We start from the raw sequence: 13,221 nt of genomic DNA, 5'->3' as shown, positions 1-13,221 counted from the left end.
CGGCCGCGCGGGCGGAGCGATACTGAGGGCGACAGTCGCCCCGTCGCCGGGCCGGCCCAGGACGCGGGCCCGGTCGGCGGGGACGCACCGTTGCCGGTGCCTTCGAGGGGAGCCGTTCATGACCACTGCGAAAGACCTGTTCATCATCGCCATGGACCCGAAGCATTCCGTGGGACAAGGCGACCTGTCCCTCGCACTCGCGGGAGCCGAGCTGATCGATCTCATCGGTGCGGGGGCCATCACCGTGGACGGCGACCGCATCATGCCGGGCGGACAGCCGACGCCGGACGACCGATTCATGGGCGAGGCCGCGGCGGGACTCACCCGCCAGGAGCCCTACGAGCGGATCGAGGACTGGCTGTGGCGGCGGGGCCGAGACCTCTCGGCCGCCTACCAGGCCGCCCTGGAGGAGAACGAGGAGCTAAAGCCGCAGCGAAGCGGCCGGTCGCCTTTCGGCTCGCAACGCCTGGAACCGGTCGACACGCCCGCGCGCCGCCGTGCCACCGACCGCTGGAAAGAGAGGGAACCCGTCCTGGCCGCCCTCGCCTCGGTGGTGGGCATCGACGACGAACAATCCGACGATGAGCCCGGCCTCGATGACGAGGCGGTGACGACCGTGCTGGCCGCCGTCCACGACGCGGTGATGGAGCTGGAGGCCGTACGCCAAAGGCGGACCATCGAAAACGCTGCCTTCGCCAACCTCTGGCGCGGACCATGAGCCGAGCCGCCTGCAAGCCATCGTGGCGCCGCTGGCCGGCGGGGCCATAGTGAACGGTCCTGGCGGTTGGCGCACGGTCTTCTGGGTGCTGGCAGGCGTGACCGCGTTTATGTTCCTGGCCGCGCTCCTCCTCGTTCCCGAGAGCCTGCCCGTCGAACGCCGACACGCCCGCGGCATACGGACCACGCTCAAGGCCGCCGTCTCGGTCCTGACCGATCGCCTCTACCTCGGTTACACCCTTGCTTTCTGCTTCGCCAGTGCCACCCTGTTCTGTTACATCGCCGCTTCCCCCTTCCTGCTGCAAAACGTTCTGCGCTTCAGCGTCGGCGAGGCGTCCATGGCCTTCTCCGTCGGGGCCCTCACCGCCACCGCCTCCAGCGCCGCCGCGACCCGCCTCGTCAGTCGCTACGGCTCCCGGCTCCTGCTGAACACCGGACTGGCCGTCCTCCTGGCGTCGAGCGCCCTCGCCCTGCTCGTTACGGCCACCGGAAATCTCAACCGGGTGTGGGCCCTGGGCCTGGTCGGTATCGGCTTCCTCGGCCTCGGGCAGGTGTTCGCCACCGCCCCCGCACTCGCCCTCGCACGTGTACCGCACGCGGCAGGTACCGGCTCGGCAGTGCTCGGCACGCTGCAAAGCATCCTCGGCGCGGCCGTCGCTCCCTTGATGGGCATCGCAGGCGGACACACCAGCATGCCGCTCTTCCTCGGTATGACCGGCTGCGCACTGATTGCCACGCTCGCGTTGTGGCTGACCAGACAAGAACCAGATCTGACACGGCAGAAGCGATAGCCGCACAAGGCTGCTGACAGCCGATCCAGCCCCATGAGACACCGCGCAGTCTGGAGAACGAAGGGCATCGCCTGGTCATGTGGCGGGAGGCGAGAGGACCCACTGTCACACCCGATCCGGGCGCACCGTCACCAGCGCGTGGATGGACCTTATGCTCCCCAGCCAAGCTGTCCTGCGCCCCGGGACGGTCCTAGATGGAGAGGCGGTCGTGTGGATCAACGGCCGCCTCGACTTCCTTACCGCAGCCGCGCGGCAACTCGGCCTTTGAAAGGCACTCGAACGTGCCCTGGCCGACGCCAACGCCCTGGGCGGCACGAGCAGACCACATCGACGCCTCCCCAGCAGAATCCGTTCTCCTGGCGCCGGGATCTGGCTCACCGAAAGGCAGATCTGGACAGAACTCTTCGGCCACCACGACTACTTGGTCACCTACGACGGCATCCGCCCCTACATGAGATACACACGGCCCTGAAGGCCATCGTCACGAGCAGACTCGCTGATATCCCAGCCCGCCGGCCCAAGACAGCTGGCTGCACACGACCAACCTCGCTGACGAAGGAGGAGATGGCGCGCGCTCGCCGAAGGTCAGGCTCAGCTCGACGCGGAGGGCTCCGTGGCGTCGGCATCTCGGGTGGCGGCCCAGGACGCGAGCAGGCGCAGCCCCTCTTCGGAGGGTGAGCCGGGCTCGGCGGTGTAGATGGTGAGGGTGAGGCCGTGTTCGGCGGCCATCTCCAGTCCTTCGTAGGCGAGGGTCAGTTCGCCGACGGCGTGGTGGTGGAAGCGTTTGGTGCCGGTGCCGTGGTGGCGGACGTTGTGGGCGCCCCAGCGGGTGCGGAAGTCGTCGCTGCGGGTGGAGAGCTCGCCGACGAGGTCGTGCAGGCCCTTGTCGTGGGGGTTGCGGCCGGCTTCGGTGCGCAGGATCGACACGGCGACGTCGGCGGCCTGGTCCCAGTCGGGGTAGAAGCGCCGTGAGGCGGGGTCTAGAAAGTTGAAGCGGGCCAGGTTGGCCTGGTTGTGGGGAGCTACGTAGACGTCGTCGTAGAAGGCGCGGGCGAGCTGATTCGTAGCGAGAAGGTCCATGCGGCCGTTGCGGACGAAGGCCGGGCCGGCGGTGACGGCGTCCAGGACCCATTGCAGGCTGCGGTGCGCCTTCCACTGCGGGCTACGCCGCCGGGGGCGCGTGAGGGCGTCGGAGCCGTCGGCTGTGTGGGCGAGGTTCAGCAGGTGAGCACGTTCGGCGTCATCCAGCTTCAGGGCGCGGGCGAGGGCTTCCAGGACGGTCGGGGATGCGCCGGCGAGGTTGCCGCGTTCGAGTTTGGAGTAGTACTCCACGCTCATGTCGGCCAGGGCGGCGACCTCGCTCCTGCGCAGGCCGGGCACCCGGCGTCGGCTGCCGGAGGGCAGACCCGCCTGCTCGGGGGTGATCTTGGCTCGCCGCGAGGTCAGGAACTCGCGGACCTCTGCTTGGTTGTCCACGCCTTCGACGGTACGTCGCGCTCGGGGCCGCAGCGATGTACTGGCAGTACACCCTTTGACCGTGCCTCGCTGCGCGCGCCCAGAGCGGGTTACCTGGATGACGTGGTGCTTTCCGCCCGGCTGTGCGTCGGCTGGGTGGAAATCCACCTGCCCCTGCACTCGGCGACGGCCGCTCCCCCGGCACGGCGCCTCGGCTCGCAAAGGAACCCCTCATGCGCGGCGCAATGATCTACGCCCCCGGCGACATCCGCTTCGAGACCCTGGACGACCCCAAGATCCTCCACCCCACCGACGCGATCATCCGCACGGCGGTGACGTGTGTGTGCGGATCGGATCTGTGGCCCTACCGCGGCGCCGAGCCGACGGACGCGCCGCATCCGATGGGCCACGAGTACGTCGGCTTCGTCGAGGAGGTCGGCTCCGAGGTAACAGCGGTCGAGCCGGGCCAGTTCGTGATCGGCTCGTTCGCCACCTCGGACAACACCTGCGCAAACTGCAGGAACGGCTTCCAGTCCAACTGCCTGCACCGCGAATTCATGTCCACCTGCCAGGCCGACTACGTCCGCATCCCCAACGCTCAGGGCACCCTGGTCTCCACCGACCAGGTGCCGGGCGAGGAGCTGTGGCCAAGCCTGCTGGCGGTCTCCGACGTCATGGGCACCGGCTGGTGGGCCGCGGACGCGGCCGAGGTGAGGCCCGGCTCGACCGCCGTGGTGGTCGGGGACGGCGCGGTCGGCCTGTGCGCGGTGATCGCCGCCAAGGAGATGGGCGCGGAGCGCATCATCGCCATGTCCCGCCACGCCTCCCGGCAGCAGCTGGCCCGCGAGTTCGGCGCCACCGACATCGTCGCCGAGCGCGGCGAGGAGGGGGTGGCCCGGATCAAGGAGCTGACCGGCGGGATCGGCGCCGACAGTGTGCTGGAGTGCGTCGGCACCGCCCAGGCCATGCGGCAGGCTCTGCACTCCGCCCGGCCCGGCGGGAACGTCGGCTTCGTCGGCGTCCCCCACGACGTCGCGGTCGACGGCCAGGAGCTGTTCTTCTCCCACGTCGGCCTGCGCGGTGGTCCCGCCCCCGTACGCCGCTACCTGCCCGACCTCATCGGCCTCGTCCAGTCGGGCCGGATCGACCCGGGCAAGGTCTTCGACCTCACCCTGCCGCTCAACGAGGTCGCCGAGGGCTACCGGGCGATGGACGAGCGCCGTGCCATCAAGGCCCTCCTGAAGCCCTGACCAGGACAGCGCGCCCGTCCCAGCGGCGTGTCCTCGTCCTCACTCTGTTCTGATCATTCGGAGGCACCTTTCATGACGACCTTCGCCCTCGTCGGCGCCGGTCCCGGCCTCGGCCTGGCCTGCGCCCGCCGTTTCGGCGCCGCCGGCCACACCGTCGCCCTCCTCTCGCGCAACGCCGAACACCTCGACTCCCTCGTGGCCGAGCTGAACCGGGACAGCATCCAGGCCCGCGGCTACACCGCCGACGTCCTGGCCCCCGACTCCCTCAGCGCCGCCCTGCGACGGGCCGGTGAGGAGCTGGGGCCGGTGGAGGTCCTGCAGTTCAGCCCAGTGCCCCGCGCCGACTTCATGAAGCCGGTCCTCGACACCAGCCCGGCCGACCTGAACGATCCGCTCGCCTTCTCCATCAAGGGCCCGCTGACCTGCGTGAACGCGGTCCTGCCCGAGATGCGGGCGCTGGGGCGCGGCACGCTGCTGTTCGTCAACGGCGGCAGCGCGGTCCGCCCGCACCCCGACCGTGCGGGCACCTCGATCGCCTTCGCCGGCGAGAGCGCGTACGCGGCGATGCTGCACCAAGCGCTCGCGGGCGAGAACATCCACGCCGCTCAGCTCATCGTCCCCGGAGCCATCAGCCCGGACGCCGAGCACTCCAGCCCGAGCGCGCTGGCCGAGCGGCTGTACAGCCTGCACACCGACCGGGACGGCTTTCGGCACTACGCCGAACCGATGCCCGACTGAGCCGGAGCCCGACTGCCATGCCCCGCACCGCCCAGCGCACCATCGCTCACGCGGTCCCGGCCGCGGCGCTGCTGCTCGCTGTGACGGCGTGCAGCACTACGCCGGACACCACACCTGCGGCCTCGCCGCCCCAGCGTTCATCGCGGCAGTCCGCGACGGATCGGCCGACGACCGAGCCCTCGGAGGAGAACAGCGCCATGCACATCCGCCTCATGACCGACGGCCACAGCGTGGACGCCGCCTTGAACGACAGCTCCACCGCGCGGGACTTCGCCGCGCTGCTGCCGCTCACCCTCGATCTCGACGACTTCCAGGAAACCGAGCGCGTCGCCGACCTGCCGCGCAAGCTGAGCACCGACGGCACCCCGGCGTCGTCCGACCCCAAGGCGGGTGACCTGGCCTTCTACGCGCCGTGGGGCAACCTGGCCCTCTTCTACCGCGACGGCCACCCCTCACCGGACCTGGTCATCCTCGGCCACCTCACCGACCGGGGCGACATCGCGCGCCTGGCCGACGCCGACCGCGTCCGCATCCAGCCCGCCTCCTGACCCCGTCCCCCTTCGCAAGGAGTAATTACCCCTATGTCCGCTCCCGCCGCTCACGCGCCGGGCAAGCTGCCCTTCGTCGTGTGGGTGCTTGCCGCCGGCACCTTCCTGATGGGCACCACCGAGTTCGTCATCGCCGGGATCCTCCCGGAAATCGCCCCCGACCTCGGCGCCAGCGTCTCCCACGCCGGACTGCTGATCACAGCCTTCGCCGTCGGCATGATCGTCGGCGGTCCGGCCATGGCCCTGGCCACCCTGCGCCTGCCTCAACGCCTCACCCTCGTCCTCGCCCTGGCGGTGTTCGCCGCCGGGCACGTCGTGGCAGCCCTCACCAGTTCCTTCACCGTCGTCCTGGCCGCCCGGTTCGTCACCGCGCTGGCCACCGGCGCGTTCTGGGCCGTCGGCTTCGTCATCGCCACCACCGCCGCCGGACCCGCGAATGCCACCCGGGCCGTCAGCGTGATGATGGGCGGCCTGACCCTGGCCAACGTCGTCGGCGTCCCCGCCGGGTCCCTCATCGGTCACGTGACCGGCTGGCGCGGACTGTTCTGGGCCCTGGCCGCGCTCGCCGCCCTCGCCGCCGCCGTGATCGGGCACTTCATCCCCCGAACGGAGCAACGCACCCGGGTCTCCGTACGCGACGAAATTCGGGCGCTGTGGCAGGGCCGCCTGTGGCTGGCACTGGCCTCGGCCGTGCTGATCATGGGCGGTGTGCTGGCCGTCTACACCTACATCACACCCCTGCTGACCGACCGTGCGGGCATCCCGGCCGGTGTCGTGCCGCTGGTGCTGATCGCGTTCGGCGCCGGCGCGCTGGGCGGCACCGCGATCGGCGGCCGGTTCGGCGACCGCCGTCCGATGGCCACCACGATCCCGGCTGCCTCGGCGACCGCGCTGATCCTGCTCGCGCTGGTCCCGCTGTCCACCGCCCCCGCCGCCGCCATCGCCCTGACCTTCCTCATGGCCCTGGCCGGGTTCACGATCAACCCGGTCGTCACCGCCCTCGCCGTCCGCTTGGCCGGCGACGCCCCCACCTTGGCCTCGGCGCTGACCACGTCCGCGTACAACACCGGCATCGCCGCCGGTTCCGCGCTCGCCGGGCAGGCCCTCGCCTCTCCTCTCGGTGTGACCGGACCCGCCCTGATCGGTGCCGTCTTCGCGGGCCTGACCCTGGTGCCGCTGATCGCCCTGGCCGTCACCAGCAAGCACGGGACGACGCGCACCGTCGCCCACAGCGTTCGCGACACGCCTGTCCCGCCGGCGCGCACGACCACTGAAGTGACGTCGGCGCAGAGCTGAACCGATCCGGCCGCCTCGCACCCCACCCACCCGGAGCACGCCCCATGAACCCCAAAAACCCCACCTACGACTTCACCGGCCAGGTCGCCTTCATCACCGGCGCCAGCTCCGGCATGGGTCTGGCCACCGCCCGCGCCTTCGCCGAAGCGGGCGCCGCCGTCACCCTCGCCGACATCGACGAAAAGGCAGTCACCGCCGCGGCGAAGGAACTCGTCGACCACGGGTACCAGGCCCTGGCTCTGGTCTGCGACGTCACCGTCGAGGACCAGATCGCCGCCGCCGTCGACCGCACCGTGGACACCTTCGGACGGCTCGACATGGCCTACAACAACGCCGGCATCATGCCCCCGCCCACCGACGCCGCCGACGAAAGCGCCGACCAGTTCGACCGCGTCCAGGACATCAACCTGCGCGGCATCTGGGCGGCCATGAAGCACGAACTGCGCCACATGCGCACCCAGGGCAGCGGCGCCATCGTCAACTGCTCCAGCCTCGGCGGCCTCGTCGGCAACCCCGGCCGTGCCGCCTACCACGCCTCCAAGCACGGGGTCATCGGCCTGACCAAGAGCGCCGCACTCGAATACGGCTCCCGAGGTATCCGCATCAACGCGGTGTGCCCCGGCACCATCAGCACCCCCATGGTTGACGCCATGGTCGACGGCGGTGAACTCAACCGCACCCAGGCCGAGACCGGCCAGGCCATCCACCGGCTGGGCACCGCCGACGAGATCGCCCAGGCCGTCCTGTGGCTGTCCAGCCCCGGCGCCAGCTACGTCACCGGCATCGCCCTGCCCGTAGACGGCGGCTACACCGCCCAGTAAACGCCCAGCTTCCACCCTCCATCAGACCGTTACAGAACACGGAGACCCGCCATGCCCGAGCAGTCCGCCCCCGAGGAACTGAGAGATATCGCCCCCAAGCTCGTCGAAGTCACCAACGACGTCCTCTTCGGTGACATCTGGAACCGCCCCGGTCTTACGCCCCGCGACCGGAGCTTGGTCACCGTGAGCACGCTGGCCGCCCTCTACCGCAGCGAGCAACTCGACTACCACCTGGGCATTGCCCTGGACAACGGGCTGAGCGTGCAGGAGCTGTCCGAAGCCATCACCCACCTCGCCTTCTACGCGGGCTGGCCCAACGCCATGACCGCGATCAACAAACTCAAGAAGATCGCCGACCAGCGCGACTCCTCCTGAACCTGCCTCCTCTCCCCCAACACCCCCATCTGACAAGGATGAAGACCATGGAGCACATCATCTCGACCTCGACGGCCAAGGCGCCGACCGAGCGGTTCACCGGCGACGTCTACCTCAACCCGATCGAAGCGCCCACCGAGCCCGCCCGCCTCGCCGCCGCTCTGGTCCGCTTCACCCCTGGCGCCCGCACCAACTGGCACAGCCACGCCAACGGCCAGACCCTCTACATCACGGACGGCATCGGCCTGGTCGGTACCCGCAACGGCCACGTCGTGCGTGTCAGCGCCGGACAGATCGTCAAGTGCCCGGCAGGTGAGGAGCACTGGCACGGCGGCACCGACACCACCCTCATGGCGCACATCGCCATGGTCGTAGGCGACGCCGACAGCGACGGCACCACCTGGCTGGAGCCCGTCACCGACGAGCAGTACACCCACGCTCTCCACAGCACGAAGGGGAGCTGAGCTGACAGCGAAGTTGGTCCGCGCAGGTCAGCGGCTCCGGCCGGACCAACTTTGCTGTCAAAGGACAACTGCTGTCCTATGTCGTCCTGTAGGGTCTCGAAATTCTCTGCACAGTCTCAGGGCTGGCCGCACTTCGACTGCACTTGTGCAGCCGAGATGAGACTCGCTGTGCAGCACCGGCACCCATCGGGCCCGCAGTAGTCGTCGGGCCCGTCGCTGATGCTGACCTCGCAGCTGTTCGTCCTGACGTCGGGATGGATCTCCGGTATCGCCCGCTACGCTCCGGCTGACGTGCCCACGTCGCTGTGCGGACGAGTATCTGTGGGGCGATTCTTCGCCGAACCCGGGGCATCCGTCTGACGGCTGGTCAGGACTTGGAGTATGAGCGCGCCCACGCACAGCAGCGCGCTCAGTCCCCAGATCGTCAGATAGGCGGAGAGCGCCGGGACGTCCGTATCCCCGACGACCAGGGAGCCGAGGACGACCGCCGAGCCCGCGCCCGCGATGCTGCCGCCCAGGGTCTTGAGGTTGTTGTAGACGGCGGTCGCACTCGCCGTGCGGTCCGGGGTGCTGCGCTCCACGATCAGTGTGGGCAAGCCACCCATAGCCAGGCCCATGCCGAAGCCGGCAACGGCGGAAGCCAGGGCGAACAGCGGCAGCGTGGTGTGGGCGGCGATCAGCCCCGCGCTGCCGACCCCCATCAGTGTGAATGCGAGCAACAGGACACGGCGGTAGCCGGTGCGGGCCGCCACCCGGGCCACGAGGCTCGCCCCGGCGAAGGCCAGGACGTGGGGCACCGCGCCCCACGCGCTGATCTCCCACGTCGTGAGCCCGAATCCGTACCCCTCGTCGGCCGTCGACGCGGCAAGGTACGAGATGGCGACTGCCTGCCCGCCCAACATCACGGCGCCGAAGACGAAACCGGAGATGTAGTACGGCGCGGACTGGGGGTGGGCCACCGCCCGGACGTCGACCAGGGCGTGCGGCCGGTCCCGTTCGAGCCGGACCCACCAGGCGAGCAGGGACAGGGAGACGGCGAGGCCGCCCAGGGTGAGCGGCGAGGTCCAGCCCCACGCCTGGCCGCGCGCCGTCGTGCCGAGGAACAGCAGCAGCGCCAGACCGAGCAGCAGCGCCCCGGTCCAGTCCATCCGGCCGGGCGCGCGCGTCCGGGACTCGGGGATCGGACAGTATGCGAGGGCCAGACAGGCGCACGCGATCGCGGCGAGGACGCAGAGCGTCACCTGGACGCCACCGGTGAGTTCGAGCAGGGGGCCCGCCAGGCTGTGGCCGAGGAGCGAGCCGAGGGTGAGCGCGCCGACGAGAAGCCCTACGGCCCGCCGTGCGCCCTCGAGGTCGAGCCGGTCCCGTACGAGACCGATCTCCAGTGGCAGCAGCGCCGCCAGCGGCCCCATCAGGGCACGGCCCACCAGGAGCACCGTGAGGTTCGGTGCGAGGGCCACCAGGACAGTGCCCACCGCGACGCAGGCCAGGGCGACCCGGATCAGTCGACGGTGCCCGTACAGATCGCCGAGCCGCCCGAAGACCGGTACCCCCACCGCGGCGGCCAGGAACTGGACCGCCATGTACCACTGCGCCTGCGACGCGCTGATGGACTGCCAGTCCTGCACGGCCGGCACCAGCGCCGGGCCTGAACCCTGGAGGAAGCCGCTCACCAGCTCGAAGACGACCAGCAGACCGGCCACGGGGGTGACCCGGGGCGGCGCCGCCACCTCCTCCGTCCCGCGCGGGGCCCTCATGCGGATGTCCCCGCGGCGAGCCGCCGTTCCGCGAGTTCGGCGAGCAGCGCCGCCTGGCGGTGGAGCACTCGGTCGTCGAACACGGCTCGCGGGGAGTGGTTCTGCGGCGCCTTCTCCACGTCCACGCCCTCGGGCGCCGCGCCGACCAGCAGCATCGCGCCGGGCACCTTGTTCAGGACCAGGGAGAAGTCCTCCGAACCGCTGGCGGGCTGCGGGGCCAGCCACACCTCGCCCGCGCCGAACAGGTCACGCGCCGTCTCCAGGGCGAACTCCGTCGCGACCGGCTCGTTGACCGTGACCGGGTAGAGCATCTCGTACGCCACCTCTGCCTCCAGGCCGTGTGCCTGCGCTATCCCGCGCACGAGTCGCGGCAGCCCCTGGGCCAGCCGATCGTGGTTCGCCTCCGAGTAGCTGCGTACGGTCGCCTCGAACTCGGCCGTGTCGGGGATGACGTTCTGCTGCGTTCCGGCGCGCAGCCGTCCGACGGTCACCACCACCGGGTCGAAGATGTCGAAGGTGCGCGTCACCCAGTTCTGCAGCGCGGTCACCATCTCGCAGACCGCTGGCACCGGGTCCTTGGCGTGGTGCGGAGCCGAACCGTGCCCGCCCTCGCCCCGCACGGTCACCCGCAGGACGTCGGACGCCGTCATGACGGTGCCTGGCCTGGACGCGACCCAGCCGCCCGGCAGCCGGTTGGCCGACACATGGAGCGCGAAGGCCGCGTCGAGCGGCTTGCCCGCCGCGTCCAGGACACCCTCGTCGATCATCGCGCCAGCGCCGTTGTGCCCCTCCTCGCCCGGCTGGAACATGAACACCACGTCGCCCTGGAGGCTCTCCCGGCGGTCCGCGAGCAGCGTCGCCGCGCCGACGAGTCCGGCGGTGTGCAGATCGTGCCCACAGCCGTGCATCCGGCCCGGCACCTCGGAGGCGTACTCCACCCCGGTGCGTTCGTCCACCGGCAGCGCGTCCATATCGCCCCGCAGCAGGACCGCCCCGCCGGGACGGCCACCACGCAGCACGGCCGTGACGGAGGACAGCTCCCGGCCGAGCGTGATGTCGAGCGGGAGACCGTCGAGCGCGGCGAGGACCTTCTCTTGCGTACGCGGCAGCCGCAGACCGAGCTCCGGCTCACGGTGGAGCGAGTGGCGCAGCCGCACGAGATCGGGCTGGAGTTCCCTGGCGCATTCCAGTGCGGACATGCTGCGTCAACCTCCTGGTACGGTTCCGGCCTTCAGTGACGCAAGAATGAAGTACTCGCCATCCCCTCGGCTCTGAATCGCAGGAAAGACGCAAGGGACATCGAATGACGCAGCATTACGCGCATGCGGGGGTGCGGGCGCTCGACGACGTCGACCAGGCCCTGGTGCACGCACTGCAGATCGCCCCACGCGCCGGTTGGAACGAGATCGGCGCCGTACTCGGCCTCGACGCCGTGACGGTGGCCCGCCGCTGGCACCGGCTCACCGAAGCCGGCGCCGCCTGGATCAGCTGCTCCCCGTCGCCCGCCCTCGCCTCGGCGGGACAGGGACTGCTCGCCTTCGTCGAGGTGGACTGCGCCAGCGGCAGCCTGCTGACCGTGGCCCAGGACCTCGCCCAGGTGCCCCACGTCTCGACCGTCGAACACGTCAGCGGGGACCGCGACCTGCTGCTCACCGTGATGGTCCCGGACCTCGCGGCACTCACCCACTGGATGACTCGCAGCATCGGCGCGATGCCGGGCATCGTCGCCAGCCGCACCCACCTCGCAAGCACCGTCTATACAGAGGGCAGCCGCTGGCGGCTGCGCGCCCTCGACCGCACTCAGATCGCCCGCCTCGCCGACACCGAAACTGCCCGCACCGAGGCCCCCGTCTTCCCGCTCACCGACCTGGACCACGCCCTCATCGCCGCCCTTTCCATGAACGGCCGCGCCACCTACCGCGCGCTCGCCGACGCTTGCGGGGCAAGCCCGGACACGGTCCGCCGACGACTCGGCCGGCTCTTCGCCGCCGGCATGCTCCAGACCCGCTGCGAGGTCGCACGCCCCCTGTCGGAGTGGCCGGTCACCGTGATCCAATGGGGGCGCACGGCCGCGGGAGAGCTGGAACGCGTCTCACGCGGAGTCACCGGCGCCCGGGAGGTACGGCTGTGCGCCGGCGTCACCGGCCGGAACAACGTCCTCATCATCGCCTGGGTGAAGTCCCTCACCGACGTGCAGCGCTTCGAGGTACGACTCACCCAGCGCGTACCCGGCCTGGAGATCACCGACCGAGCCGTGGCCCTGTGGCCACTGAAGCTCAGCGGCCACCTCCTCGACGAACAGGGCTACCACATCGGCGGCGTTCCTCTGGACGTTCGCACGGCCGGAGCGGACACCCAGCCGTAGGCCAGAACGCGGGGAGTCCGGCCGCTCGCTCTGACCATGAGGGGGTTGTATGGACCCCACGCCTCGTTCTGGGCGCGCCGCCGACTGTCCAGGGGTGGCAGTTCCCCGCACAGCTGCACGGCACGACGGTGCGGGTCATCCGTCGAGTCGAGCGCGGCGACTCGGTGCTCGGTGCTCGGTGCTCGGTGCCGGGACAACGACGTGGCCGGCCACCCACGTCGCTTCCGGCGGCCTAGCACTTGATCAGTCGTTGATCACACGCTGGAAGATCTCGGAGAACTCGCCCTTCGCGATCAGTCCGGCGATCACGTCGGTCATGCTGTCGATGCCGGGATCCCTGACGATCAGGCCGTCCGAGACCCAGAAGTACCAGCCCTCGAGGGCCTCGTCGGTCCCTGCCCAGAGCTTCATCAGACGCTCGACTTCCACGAGGGTGAACACAGTCGCGGTCCAACGAGATCCATCCTTCAGAGTCACGAAGACATCAACGTTGCAGACCTCGTCCAAGTCCTCGCCGTCGCTGGGCAGGAACGACGCCTGGAAGTCCTCCATACGGACCCGATACCACGGCTCGTCCCACCCTCGCTCGACCGGTTCAGACAACGTGCTGTGGCTCATCGCGCGAGTGTCCCTGGTCTGGGCAT

The 13,221-nt window shown here is 70.2% G+C and carries 15 protein-coding genes; 10 read left to right on the top strand and 5 right to left on the bottom strand.

What is annotated here, in order from left to right; genetic code table 11:
• Positions 1-118: 118 nt before the first annotated feature.
• The gene (locus AB0E78_RS23775) at positions 119-718 is read left to right on the top strand and encodes a GPP34 family phosphoprotein (RefSeq protein WP_361835789.1); all 600 of its coding nucleotides are present in this window, start codon (positions 119-121) and stop codon (positions 716-718) included.
• 22 nt (positions 719-740) lie between these two features.
• Positions 741-1,508 (top strand): MFS transporter, encoded by a 768-nt coding sequence (locus tag AB0E78_RS23770; RefSeq protein WP_361835786.1) that lies wholly within the window; start codon positions 741-743, stop codon positions 1,506-1,508.
• Between the two features lie 591 nt (positions 1,509-2,099).
• Here the strand turns inward: AB0E78_RS23770 and AB0E78_RS23765 are convergent.
• Positions 2,100-2,984, bottom strand: a complete 885-nt coding sequence (locus AB0E78_RS23765) for a helix-turn-helix transcriptional regulator (protein WP_361835783.1) — start codon at positions 2,982-2,984, stop codon at positions 2,100-2,102.
• Positions 2,985-3,196: 212 nt separating this feature from the next.
• Between AB0E78_RS23765 and AB0E78_RS23760 the strand changes: the two genes are divergently transcribed.
• Entirely contained in the window at positions 3,197-4,213 is a 1,017-nt protein-coding gene (locus tag AB0E78_RS23760) for a zinc-dependent alcohol dehydrogenase family protein (protein WP_361835780.1), read from the top strand.
• A gap of 72 nt (positions 4,214-4,285) precedes the next feature.
• Complete coding sequence (locus AB0E78_RS23755; RefSeq protein ID WP_361835777.1) at positions 4,286-4,951, top strand: SDR family NAD(P)-dependent oxidoreductase; 666 nt, start codon at positions 4,286-4,288, stop codon at positions 4,949-4,951.
• Positions 4,952-4,997: 46 nt separating this feature from the next.
• Here the strand turns inward: AB0E78_RS23755 and AB0E78_RS23750 are convergent, their stop codons facing one another.
• Positions 4,998-5,150 (bottom strand): hypothetical protein, encoded by a 153-nt coding sequence (locus AB0E78_RS23750; protein ID WP_361835774.1) that lies wholly within the window; start codon positions 5,148-5,150, stop codon positions 4,998-5,000.
• Between AB0E78_RS23750 and AB0E78_RS23745 the strand changes: the two genes are divergently transcribed.
• The 5 genes from AB0E78_RS23745 to AB0E78_RS23725 are packed head-to-tail and all read left to right on the top strand — an operon-like array spanning position 5,149 to position 8,455.
• Complete coding sequence (locus tag AB0E78_RS23745) at positions 5,149-5,499, top strand: cyclophilin-like fold protein (protein ID WP_361835771.1); 351 nt, start codon at positions 5,149-5,151, stop codon at positions 5,497-5,499. The genes AB0E78_RS23750 and AB0E78_RS23745 overlap by 2 nt on opposite strands.
• Positions 5,500-5,532: 33 nt before the next feature.
• Positions 5,533-6,795 carry an MFS transporter gene (locus tag AB0E78_RS23740; protein WP_361835768.1) on the top strand — a complete coding sequence of 421 codons (1,263 nt, stop codon included), beginning with the start codon at positions 5,533-5,535 and terminating at the stop codon, positions 6,793-6,795.
• A gap of 44 nt (positions 6,796-6,839) precedes the next feature.
• Entirely contained in the window at positions 6,840-7,616 is a 777-nt protein-coding gene (locus tag AB0E78_RS23735; protein ID WP_361835766.1) for a glucose 1-dehydrogenase, read from the top strand.
• Between the two features lie 51 nt (positions 7,617-7,667).
• Positions 7,668-7,991 carry a carboxymuconolactone decarboxylase family protein gene (locus tag AB0E78_RS23730; protein WP_361835763.1) on the top strand — a complete coding sequence of 108 codons (324 nt, stop codon included), beginning with the start codon at positions 7,668-7,670 and terminating at the stop codon, positions 7,989-7,991.
• Positions 7,992-8,038: 47 nt separating this feature from the next.
• Complete coding sequence (locus AB0E78_RS23725; RefSeq protein ID WP_361835760.1) at positions 8,039-8,455, top strand: cupin domain-containing protein; 417 nt, start codon at positions 8,039-8,041, stop codon at positions 8,453-8,455.
• A gap of 275 nt (positions 8,456-8,730) precedes the next feature.
• On the opposite strand, the gene AB0E78_RS23720 is transcribed toward AB0E78_RS23725, so the two are convergent.
• Positions 8,731-10,212, bottom strand: a complete 1,482-nt coding sequence (locus AB0E78_RS23720) for an MFS transporter (RefSeq protein WP_361835757.1) — start codon at positions 10,210-10,212, stop codon at positions 8,731-8,733.
• The gene (locus tag AB0E78_RS23715) at positions 10,209-11,411 is read right to left on the bottom strand and encodes a M20 family metallopeptidase (protein ID WP_361835756.1); all 1,203 of its coding nucleotides are present in this window, start codon (positions 11,409-11,411) and stop codon (positions 10,209-10,211) included. The genes AB0E78_RS23720 and AB0E78_RS23715 overlap by 4 nt, the downstream gene beginning before the upstream one ends.
• A 104-nt stretch (positions 11,412-11,515) precedes the next feature.
• Here AB0E78_RS23715 and AB0E78_RS23710 point away from each other — a divergent pair, with 104 nt between their 5' ends.
• A complete protein-coding gene (locus tag AB0E78_RS23710; protein ID WP_361835753.1) occupies positions 11,516-12,577 on the top strand; it encodes an Lrp/AsnC family transcriptional regulator in 1,062 nt (353 codons plus the stop codon).
• Positions 12,578-12,820: 243 nt separating this feature from the next.
• Here AB0E78_RS23710 and AB0E78_RS23705 read toward each other — a convergent pair whose 3' ends face one another.
• Positions 12,821-13,195: a hypothetical protein gene (locus AB0E78_RS23705; RefSeq protein WP_361835750.1), complete on the bottom strand. Its 375-nt coding sequence runs from the start codon at positions 13,193-13,195 to the stop codon at positions 12,821-12,823.
• Positions 13,196-13,221: the final 26 nt, after the last annotated feature.

This window comes from Streptomyces sp. NPDC032198, assembly GCF_040636975.1.
Taxonomy (GTDB): domain Bacteria; phylum Actinomycetota; class Actinomycetes; order Streptomycetales; family Streptomycetaceae; genus Streptomyces.
Note: the sequence above shows the minus strand (reverse complement) of the source record. Positions and strands in the feature narration are given on the sequence as shown.